Here is a 13,861-nt window from a genome sequence, read left to right as displayed (position 1 = left end):
ACCGTGAAAAAATTCATGAATCATGTGGACGATTTTCTCACCGAGAGTCTGGCGGGGTTCGCCGCTGCGCACAGCGACCTGGTCGTGCTGAACACTGAGCCGGTGTTCGTGCGCCGTAAGGTGTTGAAGCCCGGAAAGGTTGCGCTGATTTCGGGTGGCGGCTCGGGCCATGAGCCTCTGCACTCTGGCTTCGTCGGTTATGGGATGCTCGATGCAGCCTGTCCGGGGCAGATTTTCACGTCGCCGACTCCCGACCAGATGATGGCTGCGGCAAAGGCTGTCGATACCGGCGCAGGCGTGCTGTTCATCGTGAAGAACTACTCCGGTGACCTGATGAACTTTGAAATGGCGTCGGAGATGTCCGAGCTGCCGAATGCAATGGTGCTGATCAACGACGACGTGGCCGTGGAGAATTCGAGTTACACGACAGGGCGGCGCGGCGTGGCCGGCGCCGTGATCGTCGAGAAACTGGTTGGCAGTATGGCGGAGAGCGGTGCGGATCTCGAGCAATGCAAGGCCTTCGGCGACCGCATCAACAAGCGCACCGCGTCGATGGGCGTGGCGTTCACCAGTTGCACGGTCCCGGCGGCCCGTACGCTAACGTTCAAAATCGGCGACGACGAGATCGAAGTGGGCGTCGGCATTCATGGTGAGCCTGGGCGTCGGCGCGCGAAGTTCGCACCCGCTGACGCGATTGCGGGCGAGTTGCTGACGGCGATTGCTGAAGATCTGAAGCCGGCGGCAGATGCTGAATTACTTGTGCTCGTCAATGGGCTCGGTGGTACGCCGCTTGGAGAACTGTATCTGCTCTTCAATTCCACGCGTACGTGGCTCGAACAGCGCGGGCTGAATATCGGTCGGGTGCAGGTAGGCGCACTGACGACTTCGCTGGAGATGGCTGGTGCATCGATCACACTGTGCGTGCTCGACGATGAGATGAAGCGCCATTGGGACAGCGCAGTGCATACGCCGGGATTACGCTGGGGTGTGTAATGCGAAGGTCCGCCGTTTGCCCGCCGCTCACCGGAGTAACCGTGAGCAGGCGGGCAGCATTGGCTCAATGCAGCAACGTCATCTGCACGACCTTTACGACAACGAGTGCGACCGCCACGATCAGATAGCCGCGCAGCACGCCCATCCAGATGCGTTTGGATAGCGTCAGTTGCGGCGCCGGCAGTTCTTCGAGAGGCGGCATGCGCCACGTATTGCGTGCTTCTTTCGAAAACTGCTGCTCGCTATCAGACGCCTGGGCAATCGCGGAAGCCGCTGCATCCGTCGATGCGAGCCGCAGCCTGCGAACCGTAACGGTTGCAACGTAGCCGACTACGGCCAGTAGCGTGCCTCCGGCCAGTACTTCAATAATCGCTTCGCCGGTAATGTCCGGATACAACACCGATGCAGTGAGGATGATGGAGAGCATGACGAGCACCCAGACAACGGCGCCTGTAAAGAAGTTGAGTTTCTTCGAGTTCACCCACGGACCAAGAACGGCGCGGTCGTTGCACAACAGCAGCAGGAACACCGTTGCACTCGGAAGCAGCACGCCAGCGAGCGTTTGCACGGCTTCAGTCAGAAGACCGAGCGGGCTGCCGGGAATCAATACCAGCGCAGCCGCGGCCGAGATAATGCCGAAGTAGACGAGGTAGAAGCCCTTCGCGTCGGTCACACCACGATGCAGCGAGTGGCGGATCTTGAACACGTCGCCGATTGCGTATGCGGTGGACAGCGATACAGCTGCCGCGCCGATAATGCAGGCGTCTAGCAGCGCGATCGCGAAGAGAACCGCGGGTGTGCGGCCGGCATATTTTTCGAGGCCGGCGATCACGCCGCCCGCATCCGTGAAATTGCCGAACTCAGGTTTGCCTGCATACAGTGCAGCACAGAACGAGATCATGGCCACCGCACCGATCATCACGAAGACGATACCGATCCACAGGTCGGCTTTCTCATACTTCATGAAGCGCGGCGTGATGCGTTTATCCACGATATAGCTCTGCTGGAAAAACAGCTGCCAGGGCGCGACCGTGGTGCCGACAATGCCGATCACGAGCAACATCACATCGCTCAGTTTCGAATTGGCGGGCCAGCCTGGAATGAAGAAATCGTGCGTCATCTGCGCAACCGGCGGATGAATCGACACCAGTACCGGTACCAGCAGCAGGCTCAGCAGACAGAGTGCGACCGCGAAGCGCTCAAAGCGCCTGAAGTTGCCCGTGCTGACCGCGGCCATCGTCACTGCCGCGGCGATGCAGACCCCGGTCACTTTCGAAATGCCGAAGAAATCCAGCACGAACGTGATGCCGATGAACTCGGTCACGATGGTGAGCGCGTTCAGGATGAACAGGTCGACGACGCTGAATGCGCCCCAGAACTTGCCGAAGCGCTCGAAGATCAGCCGGGCATGGCCGACGCCGGTCACGGCGCCGAGACGCAGCACCATCTCCTGATTGACGAAGAGAACGGGCACGAGCAGCAGCATGGTCCACAGCAAGGTGGTGCCGTAATTCTGTCCTGCTTGCGTGTAGGTGCCGAAGGCGCCGGCGTCGTTGTCACCGACCATTACGATGAGACCGGGGCCGAGGATCGCGAGCAGCGTCCGGATGCGGGCCCACCAGTTGTTGCGCGGGGCGGTGTCGTGATGCGCGATGGTGCCGAGCGCGCCTTTGATGTCGCCGAGATGGGCTTCGTCGAGAACAGCGCTGCGTGGTGGTGAGACGTTAATTGGAGTGGACATTTTTAACCGCCTTGGCAGTGTGGTTTGAATGCAGTGGCGCGCCTTCGGAATCCGCAGTACGCGTGTCGTCGAATGGGCTCGAGCGACGGCGACGCATGCGGATCGCGAAGACGTGCGGGTACTGTCAGTGGCTATTAGGGAGCCGAGTTGAGAAGAGCGCCTTGACACGGTGCCAGGACATGGCGAGCCAGTGCGGTTTGATGCTGTGAAGTGCGAGTGCAGCGTCGCTGTGGATATGCGTTTGCTGCAGGGTCGGTACGAGGACGGCGATGTACATGGTATTTCTCCGGTGCGTATGGCTTGACGCGAGTTGCGGAAAGCCAGCAGACACGGAGCGCGGCCGGCACTATGCGCGCGGCGGCGAACGTCTACCTGCTTTCCTCAGGAAAAAGAAAAATTGCACGGCAATAGAGCGGCATAAGGGATAACTGTCACTGTCGGGCATGGCGGCTCCTTATCGGTTTCGTTTATCGACGTTGCTGATCTGCATTGCTATTTGCGTTCGTCAGGCACGTGCTTGTCCACGCGCTCGGCCGCGCCGGATTCGAACGAATCGAACCGGCGTGAGCGAACGCTGCCGCGAGTGGATGCTCGCGACGCGATGCCATACGGTTGCGGGACGTGCGTAAGCACGGCGCGGCCGAATGGCGCTAGTTAAGGTGCACGGGGAGGTTACTTGTTACGGCGCGCACCGTCTGCCTGCTGGCAAGACGGCGGCTGAGAAAAGAGAGCGCGGGCGTCGGGCCGGTCAGGCAGTGAAACTGTTCGAAGATCGACTACTGCTGGTGTCCAAGGCAATGGCCCCGTTTGTGATGACGGGCGAATTTTAGGCACTCCCGCAAGCAGAAGTCAACATGCTTCGTTAAGCGAAGCAAATATTCTTTTCTTATACGTGCGACAACGCACTTCGCTATCTCTGGCGGGGCTGAGCCTTTCAGAAGTGACAGGAAGGACAGGGGATTAAAGGACGCGCGCGGCCTTAAATAACGTAACGACGGGTAGCGGCAGGGCAACGCCAAGGGCAGGCAACCGGCTCGCCTGGAAATTCGGAGTGCGATCTCTTTTATGTGATTTTCACTTGCGATTTTATGAATGTGTCCCGGCCGGCAGGCGGAATTCCGGATCCGGGCAATCCGTCCAACGCGTCGGTAACGAAGCCATCTTCGGGTTGCGGACCCCTATCGTTTTCCGAGTGGATAGAGTGGCTGTTTCGATGCGGTTCTGAACGCATTAGTGCGTTGAAACGAGGATTCAGCGGTGCGGGAGTTCCAGTTCCAGGACGTTAATACGCAACTAACGGTCAAGTCCAGCCGACCGCTCCGAATAACGCGACGCCCGCCTCGGTGGAAACTGAAGACGGCCGCCGCTCGCGTCCTACGCAGCAGCTATGCAGTGAAGAGACCGGCTATGCCACTCAACGATTGCCGTCAAGCAGATCGCCAAGCAATTCGTCGAAGGCGGCTTGGGCATCTTCGAGCTCCTGCAATGCAGCGTCGAATGTTTGCAGCGCGAACTGCGAAGGCTGGCCGCTGCCGGCCGGCGGGAATTGCGATTGCAGCGACGCGAAGGCTGCTTTTACCCGCGTGGTTGCAGTCAAGACGCGCTCCATCGCGGCTGATTCTTCGGCTCTTGCCTGTTCGTGATCCATGAAAACTCCGTGCTCGTCTGGTCGGCTCGCGCCGTATCAAATGCGTGACTATGCCACGTCCGCGTTCAGGACAGCGGCAGGCCGCCGTTAGCCTTGATTTCCCGTAGCGACAACGCCGATTCCACCGACGTCACGCCCGGCAGGCTGCGCATCTCGTCGCGCATGAACGTGCCGTAGTCGTCGAGATCGCGCGCGACCACCTGCAGAATATAGTCGGCGCTGCCCGACACGTTGTGGCACGCGAGAATTCGCGGGATTGCCTGCACCTCGCGCTCGAAACGGGTGGCCACCGCGCGGTCGTGCACGGCAAAACGCACATAGACGAACGCGACGACGCCGAGGCCGAGGGCGGAGCGCGAAAGCATCGCGCGGTATTGGTCGATATAGCCATCGTTTTCGAGGCGCTTGAGGCGGCGGGCGCAAGGCGTCTCGCTCAGGCCGACCAAGTCGGCCAGCCGTGCGTTCGACATGCGGCCATCGTTCTGCAGCGCGGCGAGGATCGCGCGGTCTGTTTTATCGAGGTCGGTTGTCATGGTTTTGAGGTGTTGACAGTGCGTTGGCGGAAAACATGACTCGGGAGTGGAATATTAGCGTATTCCTTCAAAGACGAAGCCGCTGCCCCTGTATTTCGCCAGCAAACCCTCCGCCGACGACGGCAAGATAGAGCCCTTAAAACAAGAGGCTTCTATGATTTCCGCACACCTTCTGGTCGTTTATATCGCTGCGTTGTTTGTGGTTTATGCCGTGCCTGGACCCGACATGGCGCTGGTTCTGCAGACCAGTATCGGACGCGGCGTGCGAAGTGGTTTCGCCGCGGCTGGCGGCCTTGGGGTGGCGCGGGCCACACACGTCACATTGTCGGCATGCGGGGTGGCGGCGCTGCTGCGCAGCGCGCCCTGGTTGTACGACGTGGTGCGTTATGGCGGCGCGGTTTATCTCGCGTGGGTTGGTATCCAGATTTTCCGCTCACCTGTATTCGCATTGCCCGAAGGCGGTGTGATGGGCGCCGAGTCGCGGCCGTTGCGGACCGCTTTCGTCAAGGGCTTGCTGACCAATCTGTTGAACCCGAAAGCACTGCTGTTCTGCTCGGTGCTATTGCCGCAGTTCGTGCGTCCTGCGGCCGGACCGGTTGCGCTGCAGATGGTCGAACTGGGTTTGGTGCTGCTCGCCATCGGCGCATGTTTCGACATCGTGTACGCGATTGGCGCGGCGCGCATTGCCGGGTGGATGAGGGCTCATCCTCTCGCGCAGACACTGCAGCGTTGGACTTTCTCAGCGGCGCTGATCGGCTTTGCGTTGCGGCTTTCGCTGGACTGACTGACTTCCGAACTTCCGCACTTGCGGATGTCGGCATCAAGCTGATGTGATGCCCATGACAGGTAGCGAATAGAGCAACGAGGCGCGGCACACTCGGCGCATGCATCATGTCCACGCGCGAAGTGAGTGTGTTAAAAAAGCCGATAGGCAGCCGCGCACCGTTCCGCGGCAAAACAACCGCTCGCTTCTATCTGTCGATGAAAACTTTTCTGCTTTATGCCGTGACCGCCGTGGCTGAGATCGTTGGGTGCTATTTGCCCTGGCGTTGGCTGAAGGAGGGGGGCTCCATCTGGCTGCTGGTGCCCGGCGCGCTCAGTCTTGCCTTGTTCGCCTGGCTGCTGACGTTGCACGGCACCGCCGCAGGCCGCGTGTATGCGGCTTACGGCGGTGTGTACGTGGCGGTGGCGATCGTGTGGCTATGGGGCGTCGACAAAGTGCGCCCCACGCTGTGGGATGCGGCTGGCGTGGTATTCACCCTGGCCGGCATGGCGATCATCGCGTTCCAGCCGCGTGTGTGATGTCGCAATCACATGGCGCCCACGCCACAGCGAATGCGCCTTCTTACTTGGCGCCGCCCAGATAGTCGAGCTTGCCAAGTTCGACACCGTTGTGACGCAGAATGTCGTATGCCGTCGTCACGTGAAAATAAAAGTTCGGCAACACGAAACCGAGCAGATATGACAGCCCTGTGAACTCGATTGGGCCAACGCGCATTTTCAGTGTGATCGGACGTTCTTCAGATCCGTCGATCTGTTGCGGATTGAATTCCTTCAGATAATCAATCGTCTTTTGAAGGCGGGCATCGAGTTCTTCGAAGGTCTGTTCGACGTCGTCGTACTTCGGCGCTTCGACGCCGGCCAGACGCGCCGCGCAGCCCTTTGCCGTGTCGCTCACGATATAGACCTGGCGCAATAGCGGCAGCATGTCCGGTGCGAGCCGGGCGTTCGTGAGCACGGACGGGTCGATCTGTTTCTCTGCAGCGTGCGCCTCGGCCTTGCCGAGGATGACTTGCAGGTTAGTCATGCCGCGCACCAGCACGGGCAATGATGCTTGATACATCGAAATTGACATGGGGTTCCTCTGATTCTTCGATCGTGCGCGCGGGTGGCGCGCGAGGCGCTGCGACGGCTGGATTGCCGCTTCAGCATCATAGCGCGGGTGCTGCGCGATGCGCATTGATCGAACGCGACGTTAGCCATTCGGACAACTGCCGCGCATGCCGGAACTGTGTTCGAATGCATGGGTCGGACGGTTTGGCGAAGTCCTTGAAACAGCAATCCGTCGCTGGCCACGCGGCGGAGAGTTCGTGCAGGCGCGTGCCGTGCTTGGGGTCCACCTTGCGGCCCGCGCCGTCACGCTAACAGGAGAATCGATACCATGGTCAATAGACAACCGTTGCCAGGCAGCGAGCGCACGGCGGAACAAGGTTCGACAGTCGTTGGGCAATGCGATCCGGCAGAACGGATCGAGGTTTTCGTGCTGCTGCGCCGTCCACACCAGGCGCAGTTCGATGCACTGATGAGCAAGATCGAAGCGGGCGACCCGAGCGTCAAACCTCTATCGCGGGAAGCCTTTGCAAAAGATTACAGCGCCACTCCGGACGACATCGCCAAGGTCAGAGCTTTTGCCACGGCACACGGCCTGACGGTGGCGCGGGAAGATCCGGCAGCGCGCCAGGTTGTGCTGAGCGGCACGATCGCGCAGTTCCAGACCGCCTTCGGCGTCAAGCTGGAACATTACCAGCACCACACTGCGGGCCAGTTCCGCGGCCGCACCGGCACGATCAGTGTGCCGGACGATCTGCACGGCATCGTGCAAGCCGTGCTCGGCCTCGATAACCGGCCTCAGGCGCGGCCGCACTTTCGCATCCGGCCGCCGTTCCAGCCGGCCAAAGCGCATCAGGCGTCCTTTACGCCGCTGCAGCTCGCGTCGCTGTATCAGTTTCCGCAAGGCGACGGCAGCGGCGAGTGCGTCGGCATCATCGAGCTCGGCGGTGGGTACAACACGTCCGACCTCAAAAGTTACTTTGCGAGCCTCGGCGTCGCTTCACCCAAGGTGAAATCTGTCGGTGTCGATCAGGGTAGCAATCAGCCGAGCGGCGACCCGAACGGGCCTGACGGCGAAGTTACGCTCGACATCGAAATCGTCGGTGCGATTGTGCCTGGTGCGACGATCGCGGTTTATTTCACGCAGAACAGCGATGCGGGTTTCATCGACGCGGTAAGCCGCGCGGTGCATGACACGACCAACAAACCTTCGGTCGTCTCGATCAGTTGGGGCGGCCCGGAGTCGAACTGGACCAGCCAGTCGCAGCAGGCGTTCAACAGCGTGCTGCAAACGGCGGCAGCACTCGGTGTGACGGTCTGCGCGGCGTCGGGCGATAGCGGCTCGAGCGACGGTTCCAGCGGCGATCAGGTCGACTTTCCGGCGTCGAGCCCTTACGTGCTGGCATGCGGCGGCACGAGCCTGACCGCGTCGGGCACATCGATTTCTCACGAGGTGGTGTGGAACGATGGCGCACAGGGCGGCGCAGGCGGCGGTGGCGTGAGCCGGACCTTCCCGGTGCCGGTGTGGCAAAAGGGTCTGTCGGCCACTTCATCGAGCGGCGCGAAGACGGCGCTCAGCGGGCGCGGCGTGCCGGACGTGGCCGGCGATGCATCGCCCATCACCGGCTATAGCGTATTGATCGACGGCACGCAGACGGTGGTCGGCGGCACCAGTGCGGTTGCGCCGCTGTGGGCGGCGTTGATTGCGCGGATCAACGCGGCGAAGGGGCAACCGGCCGGTTTCATCAACCCGAAGTTGTATAAGGCGCCGAGTGCGCTCAACGACATCACCCAGGGCAACAATGGCAGCTTCGCCGCGTCGCCAGGCTGGGATGCGTGCACGGGACTCGGCAGTCCCAATGGTCAGAAGGTGGCGGCGGCACTATAGTCTGATGAGTCGCGGTTCAGTTCGGAAGGCGCCTCGCTGATTGCCAGCTCCGGCGCTGACCGGCTGTCCGCGCTTGGTCCCGGTACGTTGCGTTCAGGCCGCAGGCGGTTCGGTGCTTGTCTTCAGGAGGCGCAGGCAACGCAGGACACACGAGTGACATCAAGAGACATCGAGACACATCAAGAGAGACACACCAAGACACACCAAGACACACCAAGACTTTAACGAATCCATGGAGCGATCATGACGAACACCGAGTCAGCTTCCGTTAGTCCGCAGTCGTCACACAACACGCATGCTTCGTCCGCAACGGCCGCCGCCGGTGCGTCGCACAAAGGCGGAGATCAGCCGTTCTTCGATCCGGTCGCTTATGGCAACGGACCGGACGATTCCGTCACCGATACCACTGAAACAGCCGCGGTCACGCACCATTCGACCACGATCGGCGGCCAGAAGATCAACTACACGGCGACGGCGGGTCACCTCGTCATTGTCGACCCAAGCAGTTCGCAGCCTGAAGCCAAGATGTTCTACGTGGCGTTCACGCAGGACAACCAGAAGGAGGAAACCCGCCCGGTAACGTTCTTCTACAACGGCGGCCCGGGTTCGTCGTCGGTGTTCGTGCTGCTGGGCTCGTTCGCGCCGCGCCGCATCAAGACGTCGATGCCGGGCTTTACGCCGCCCGCGCCGTATTCGATGGAAGACAACCCGGACAGCCTGCTCGACAAGAGCGACCTCGTCTTCATCAATCCGGTCGGCACGGGCTATTCGGCAGCCATTGCGCCGAAGACCAACCGCGCCTTCTGGGGTGTCGACCAGGACGCCGACTCGATCAAGCAGTTCATCAAGCGCTTTCTTACCAAGAACAATCGCTGGAATTCGCCGAAGTACCTGTTCGGCGAGTCTTACGGCACGGCGCGCAGTTGCGTGCTGGCGTACCGGCTGCACGAAGACGGCGTCGATCTGAACGGCATTACGCTGCAATCGTCCATTCTCGACTACACGCAATCGGGCAACCCGGTCGGCGCCTTGCCCACCACCGCGGCGGACGCGTGGTATCACAAGAAGCTCGGCATTGCACCGCGGCCGACCGACCTCGGCACGTTTGCCGAAGAAGTGGCGCAATTCGCGCGCACCGACTATCTGGCGGCGCTGCGCAAGTTTCCGACGACCGATTCCGCAACGGTTGAAAAACTCAGCGAATACACCGGTATCGACAAAACCACCTTGCTCGCCTGGAGCCTCGATATCGCGTCGTACGACAGCCGCGGCAATTCGCTGTTCCTGACCACGCTGCTGAAATCGCAGGGTCTCGCGCTCGGTGAATACGATGGCCGGGTGACGGCGATCAACACCGGCATCGCCGGCAAGATCGACCCGAATTCCGGTGGCAACGATCCGACCATGACGGCGGTGACCGGCGTCTATACGACGATGTGGAACGTGTATCTGAACGAGCAGTTGAAATACACGTCGAATTCGGCGTTCACGGACCTCAACGATCAGGCATTTCAGTATTGGGACTTCAGCCATATCGATCCGACCGGCGCGCAGAAGGGGCTGGACGCGAAGGGCAACATCATTCTGTACACCGCCGGCGACCTTGCCGCCGTGATGGCGCTCAATCCTGACCTGAAGGTGCTGTCGGCGAACGGGTTCTTCGACTACGTCACACCGTTCTACCAGACCGTGCTCGATCTGCAGCAAATGCCGCTTGTCAGTCAGCAGGTCCGGCAGAATCTGTCGGCGCGTTTTTATCCGTCGGGGCATATGGTCTATCTCGACGGCGGTTCGCGTACCGCGCTCAAGGCGGATCTCGCCAAGATGTACGAGACGACAGTGTCCAACACCCAGGCGCTCTTCCGTATCCGCGCCTTGCAGGCCCGGGTGGTGCAAAAGCCGAAGTAGGTTGCGGTCGCGCGGTGCCTGGGCCGCGCCTGAGCGAGGCTCAGGCAGCTGCGTTGCCTTTGTACGGTGTTTCGGCACGGTCCTGCTAACTGTATCCGTGCAGGCCAGGGCCGCGCCGGCGTTCGCCTGCGAGTGCATTGGGACGCACCTTCACTAACCTGCGTATGTAAGCCTTTTTAGCGTAGGCATATTGAATGTGTTTTAATTAGTCTGCGAATTGAACTATTGCGCGCCGCTGCCGGCGCGCCGACGAATGAACGCAGGCATTGCAGACAGGCGCCGCATCATCTATTACAGCGACGCAACCAGCAGGACACATCAGGAGGCTCCGTCGACGCTCGCGCGCCGGTGCAGTGCCGCGCGTCCCGGCCGCAAGATGCGTCTTGCGTTCCTGCTCGGCTTCACCGCGCTGCTTGCTTTGCGAATCGGTGAAGTCCGGGCTCAGGATTCATCGATGCTCGATGAGCGCGTCACGCAGGAGTCCGTCGGCGAAACGATTTGCCGACCCGGCTATGCGGACACGGTTGCACCGCCGTTCGACGAGTTGATGGCCCACAAGGACCGCATGCTTGCCGCGCGCGGCATCGGTGCCGAGAACGGTTCCGCTTTCGCGCTGGACAGGCGCGTGCCCATCGTGCTCGGCGGCTCGCCGAACGCACCCGCCAATCTCGATCTTCTGCCGTGGGCAGGCCACCAGGGCGAGCGTCGCAAGGCGCGCGCCGCGGTCATGCTCAAACGCTGCGTTTGCGAAGGGAAGCTGAGTCTCGCGGAGGCGCAAGCCGCGATTGTCGGTAACTGGTCGGTGGTCTATTCGGGCTTCAGCCAGACGTCTTGCGACGTGAGCCGTCTCGATGTCGCAACCGGCGACAGCAACGGACGAGGCGAAGGTCACGACAGCGCGCCATGAGGCTGCCTGTCTTTGCCTGCGTTGTCCTCGCGGTTCATTCGCGTTCACTCAGCGCCGCTCGCGGCGCGCTGCCCCAACATATTCCCGGAGAACCACCATGACCCATTCACGCCTTACCGCCTTGGCTCTCGCATTCGGCTCTCTGTTCGGCAGCGCTGCGGCGCTTGCCGCCGAGCCCGTACACTGCGGCAGTGCCGACTCGCTGCAGATTCGCGGCGACGTGCCCGCAGCAATCAGTTTCGACGTGTACCGGCAACTGCGACCGCTGAACGCGCAGCGCGTCGCGCTGTTTCAGGCGGCCGGCGAGGTGAAACGCCTGCCGGACGGTTTGACGGTATGTGAAGTTGCCGACGACGGCGTCGACGATCCATCCGCGGTACTGGTTCACGTGCCGCAAGGCAAGAATGCATGGTGGGTGAGCGCGGCAAACGTGCAAGCGGCGGACTGATCCCGACGATCAGCCCGCCCTTTGCCCACGTCCCCCGTAGGATGCCGGTGGCGATAAATGTCGCTGTCCGGTGCGGCCCGGTTTTTGCGCAGCGTCCGCGTCTGGCGCGTGTGCCGGGCCTGCACCACTGAATGAACATGTGTTTTGCTATTTTTACGGCCGCTTATTCAGGTACAGTGCATTAACGGAAGTTTTTGTAGGTCCGTTTTTACGACATTGTGTCGCATCGCTTTTGTTGTCGATTGTGGCTATCCTGAAAACAGGACGAAATTCGAAGGGGAGATTTAAATGATTGCCTTCTATCTGACATTGGCTGCTGTGGGTGCGGCCGGCGCCGCCTTGATCCGCGAACTCGCGGCTGCTCAGGCGAAACAGCGTGCAGCGCTGCGCCCGGTGCGGGTACAGGCCGCGGATCGCAGCGCGCGCCGAGGGTAGGCGGCATGAACCTGATCGTGCGCAATATCGCGGAATCGTGCAGCGAGCAGGAAGTGCGGGAGTTCCTCAAGCGTGAGCTTGGGCATTACGCGAAAAACGTTGAGGTGGTCGACGCCGGGAAGCCCAGCGCCTACGCCACGGTCGAGTTAAACGCGGAAGTGCCATATGTGGGCGAGGTGATCGCGCGGCAGATTCACGGCAAGCAGTTAGGTGGCTTGACGCTCGAAGCCAGCGCCGATCTGTTCAGTGACGACACGCCGCCTGCTCACTGAGTCAGTCGCGACCGCATTTGCTGATTGCTTCGAATGTGCCGAGCGGCGAGAACGCGCTGCGTCAGGCGCAAATTCCTCGCGTGCGTCCTCCCCGCACATTCCGGTTGTTACTTCCCTTTTTTCATTCCTCACCTGTCTTTACCGGCCAATCGAACGGCGTGTAGGGCAGCGCCCGCTTGTGCCGTGTGACGTCGTAGAAGCGCAGGACAGTTTCGCGCGCCGCATCGCTCACCGGTTTGCCTTCCAGAAAGTCGTCGATATCGTCGTAAGGGATGCCGTACGCGTCTTCGTCAGGTCGTTGTGGACGCAACATTTCCAGGTCGGCGGTCGGCACCTTGTGCGCCAGCGATTCGGGTGCGCCCAAGGCTTTGGACAGTGCCCGCACACGACGTTTATTCAGGCCAGTGAGCGGCAGCACGTCGGCGCCGCCGTCGCCGAACTTCGTGAAAAATCCCATCACCGATTCGGCCGCGTGATCCGTGCCGATCACCACGCCCGCCCGCGCGCTGGCTACCGCGTATTGCGCGATCATTCGCTGGCGCGCCTTGATATTGCCGTGGACGAAATCCTGCTGTGAGTCGTCGTTAAATCGCACGCCGCTGTTATCCAGCGCGGCGAGCATTGCATCGGCGGCAGGTTTGATGTCGATGGTGAGATTTTCGTCCGCGCGAATGAAGCTCAAGGCCTGCTGCGCGTCGGCTTCATCTTTTTGCACGCCATAAGGCAAACGGACCGCGACGAAGCGCGCGTCGTACTGTTCGGCGCGCAGTCGCTCGACCGCGAGTTGTGCAAGCCTGCCGGCGGTAGTCGAATCGACGCCGCCGCTGATGCCAAGCACGTAGGTTTTCAGGCCATTGCTGCGCAGATAGTTCGCCAGAAAGGCGACCCGGCGCTCGATTTCCTGTGCGGCGTCGAACTCGGCGGCGATGTGCATTTCCGCTGCAATGCTTGCTTGGCGTGCGACTGGGTCCTGTTGCGTCATGTTCCTCTTTCCTCCATGTGCGGTAACGCGAGTGTCGACCATGAATGCTCGCGCTGATTGCATGAGCGACCGGTCCACAAGCGAGTCGATTCTGCGAGTATGTCGCGACGAATCGGTTGTACGGTTTTATCGCGGATATTGGCTTTCAATTCACTTTGCGCTGCTTTTGAAACCGAGGGGCAGAGCGTTGAATATGGTTTGTTAATACGGTGATATGGACGAATTGGCCGAGTCTTCATCGACAGATGCCAACGCGCTTAGTAACATCCTCGTTCC

14 protein-coding genes are annotated in these 13,861 nt (G+C 60.9%); 9 read left to right on the top strand and 5 right to left on the bottom strand.

What is annotated here, in order from left to right; all coding sequences use genetic code 11:
* Window positions 1-3 precede the first annotated feature (3 nt).
* Window positions 4-993 carry a dihydroxyacetone kinase subunit DhaK gene (gene dhaK, locus M0D68_RS29460; protein ID WP_266212340.1) on the top strand — a complete coding sequence of 330 codons (990 nt, stop codon included), beginning with the start codon at window positions 4-6 and terminating at the stop codon, window positions 991-993.
* Between the two features lie 64 nt (window positions 994-1,057).
* Here dhaK and M0D68_RS29455 read toward each other — a convergent pair whose 3' ends face one another.
* The 3 genes from M0D68_RS29455 to M0D68_RS29445 all read right to left on the bottom strand — a co-directional run bounded on the left by M0D68_RS29455 (window position 1,058) and on the right by M0D68_RS29445 (window position 4,915).
* Complete coding sequence (locus tag M0D68_RS29455) at window positions 1,058-2,734, bottom strand: NRAMP family divalent metal transporter (RefSeq protein ID WP_266226133.1); 1,677 nt, start codon at window positions 2,732-2,734, stop codon at window positions 1,058-1,060.
* A 1,414-nt stretch (window positions 2,735-4,148) separates the two neighbouring features.
* The gene (locus M0D68_RS29450; protein ID WP_054039234.1) at window positions 4,149-4,382 is read right to left on the bottom strand and encodes a hypothetical protein; all 234 of its coding nucleotides are present in this window, start codon (window positions 4,380-4,382) and stop codon (window positions 4,149-4,151) included.
* A gap of 65 nt (window positions 4,383-4,447) precedes the next feature.
* Window positions 4,448-4,915 (bottom strand): Lrp/AsnC family transcriptional regulator, encoded by a 468-nt coding sequence (locus M0D68_RS29445; RefSeq protein ID WP_211702799.1) that lies wholly within the window; start codon window positions 4,913-4,915, stop codon window positions 4,448-4,450.
* 154 nt (window positions 4,916-5,069) lie between these two features.
* Here M0D68_RS29445 and M0D68_RS29440 point away from each other — a divergent pair, with 154 nt between their 5' ends.
* The gene (locus M0D68_RS29440) at window positions 5,070-5,699 is read left to right on the top strand and encodes a LysE family translocator (RefSeq protein WP_266226131.1); all 630 of its coding nucleotides are present in this window, start codon (window positions 5,070-5,072) and stop codon (window positions 5,697-5,699) included.
* Between the two features lie 197 nt (window positions 5,700-5,896).
* Entirely contained in the window at window positions 5,897-6,217 is a 321-nt protein-coding gene (locus M0D68_RS29435; protein ID WP_175050059.1) for a YnfA family protein, read from the top strand.
* Between the two features lie 43 nt (window positions 6,218-6,260).
* Here the strand turns inward: M0D68_RS29435 and M0D68_RS29430 are convergent, their stop codons facing one another.
* Window positions 6,261-6,770, bottom strand: coding sequence for a DUF1993 family protein (locus M0D68_RS29430; protein ID WP_093633227.1), 510 nt, complete (start codon window positions 6,768-6,770; stop codon window positions 6,261-6,263).
* Window positions 6,771-7,076: 306 nt separating this feature from the next.
* Here M0D68_RS29430 and M0D68_RS29425 point away from each other — a divergent pair, with 306 nt between their 5' ends.
* The 6 genes from M0D68_RS29425 to M0D68_RS29400 all read left to right on the top strand — a co-directional run bounded on the left by M0D68_RS29425 (window position 7,077) and on the right by M0D68_RS29400 (window position 12,603).
* On the top strand, window positions 7,077-8,633 hold the full coding sequence (locus tag M0D68_RS29425; RefSeq protein WP_266226130.1) for a protease pro-enzyme activation domain-containing protein: 1,557 nt from the start codon (window positions 7,077-7,079) through the stop codon (window positions 8,631-8,633).
* Window positions 8,634-8,876: 243 nt separating this feature from the next.
* Window positions 8,877-10,541 carry a S10 family peptidase gene (locus M0D68_RS29420; protein ID WP_200651330.1) on the top strand — a complete coding sequence of 555 codons (1,665 nt, stop codon included), beginning with the start codon at window positions 8,877-8,879 and terminating at the stop codon, window positions 10,539-10,541.
* A 253-nt stretch (window positions 10,542-10,794) separates the two neighbouring features.
* A complete protein-coding gene (locus M0D68_RS29415; protein ID WP_211702803.1) occupies window positions 10,795-11,448 on the top strand; it encodes a hypothetical protein in 654 nt (217 codons plus the stop codon).
* A 97-nt stretch (window positions 11,449-11,545) separates the two neighbouring features.
* Window positions 11,546-11,896, top strand: a complete 351-nt coding sequence (locus tag M0D68_RS29410; RefSeq protein WP_211702804.1) for a hypothetical protein — start codon at window positions 11,546-11,548, stop codon at window positions 11,894-11,896.
* A gap of 288 nt (window positions 11,897-12,184) precedes the next feature.
* Window positions 12,185-12,331, top strand: coding sequence for a hypothetical protein (locus M0D68_RS29405; protein ID WP_172737774.1), 147 nt, complete (start codon window positions 12,185-12,187; stop codon window positions 12,329-12,331).
* Between the two features lie 5 nt (window positions 12,332-12,336).
* Window positions 12,337-12,603, top strand: a complete 267-nt coding sequence (locus tag M0D68_RS29400; protein WP_054039246.1) for an RNA-binding protein — start codon at window positions 12,337-12,339, stop codon at window positions 12,601-12,603.
* A gap of 121 nt (window positions 12,604-12,724) precedes the next feature.
* Here M0D68_RS29400 and nadE read toward each other — a convergent pair whose 3' ends face one another.
* Entirely contained in the window at window positions 12,725-13,585 is an 861-nt protein-coding gene (gene nadE, locus M0D68_RS29395; RefSeq protein ID WP_266226128.1) for an ammonia-dependent NAD(+) synthetase, read from the bottom strand.
* Window positions 13,586-13,861 lie beyond the last annotated feature (276 nt).

This window comes from Paraburkholderia sp. SEWSISQ10-3 4, from assembly GCF_030464785.1.
GTDB lineage: Bacteria > Pseudomonadota > Gammaproteobacteria > Burkholderiales > Burkholderiaceae > Paraburkholderia > Paraburkholderia aspalathi.
Note: the sequence above shows the minus strand (reverse complement) of the source record. Positions and strands in the feature narration are given on the sequence as shown.

Excerpts from the sequence above, each read along its gene's own strand:
- M0D68_RS29455 (WP_266226133.1), bottom strand. The coding sequence starts at position 2,734 with ATGTCCACTCCAATTAACGTCTCACCACCACGCAGCGCTGTTCTCGAC.
- M0D68_RS29450 (WP_054039234.1), bottom strand. The coding sequence starts at position 4,382 with ATGGATCACGAACAGGCAAGAGCCGAAGAATCAGCCGCGATGGAGCGC.
- M0D68_RS29445 (WP_211702799.1), bottom strand. The coding sequence starts at position 4,915 with ATGACAACCGACCTCGATAAAACAGACCGCGCGATCCTCGCCGCGCTG.
- M0D68_RS29440 (WP_266226131.1), top strand. The coding sequence starts at position 5,070 with ATGATTTCCGCACACCTTCTGGTCGTTTATATCGCTGCGTTGTTTGTG.
- M0D68_RS29435 (WP_175050059.1), top strand. The coding sequence starts at position 5,897 with ATGAAAACTTTTCTGCTTTATGCCGTGACCGCCGTGGCTGAGATCGTT.
- M0D68_RS29430 (WP_093633227.1), bottom strand. The coding sequence starts at position 6,770 with ATGTCAATTTCGATGTATCAAGCATCATTGCCCGTGCTGGTGCGCGGC.
- M0D68_RS29425 (WP_266226130.1), top strand. The coding sequence starts at position 7,077 with ATGGTCAATAGACAACCGTTGCCAGGCAGCGAGCGCACGGCGGAACAA.
- M0D68_RS29420 (WP_200651330.1), top strand. The coding sequence starts at position 8,877 with ATGACGAACACCGAGTCAGCTTCCGTTAGTCCGCAGTCGTCACACAAC.
- M0D68_RS29415 (WP_211702803.1), top strand. The coding sequence starts at position 10,795 with ATGAACGCAGGCATTGCAGACAGGCGCCGCATCATCTATTACAGCGAC.
- M0D68_RS29410 (WP_211702804.1), top strand. The coding sequence starts at position 11,546 with ATGACCCATTCACGCCTTACCGCCTTGGCTCTCGCATTCGGCTCTCTG.
- M0D68_RS29405 (WP_172737774.1), top strand. The coding sequence starts at position 12,185 with ATGATTGCCTTCTATCTGACATTGGCTGCTGTGGGTGCGGCCGGCGCC.
- M0D68_RS29400 (WP_054039246.1), top strand. The coding sequence starts at position 12,337 with ATGAACCTGATCGTGCGCAATATCGCGGAATCGTGCAGCGAGCAGGAA.
- nadE (WP_266226128.1), bottom strand. The coding sequence starts at position 13,585 with ATGACGCAACAGGACCCAGTCGCACGCCAAGCAAGCATTGCAGCGGAA.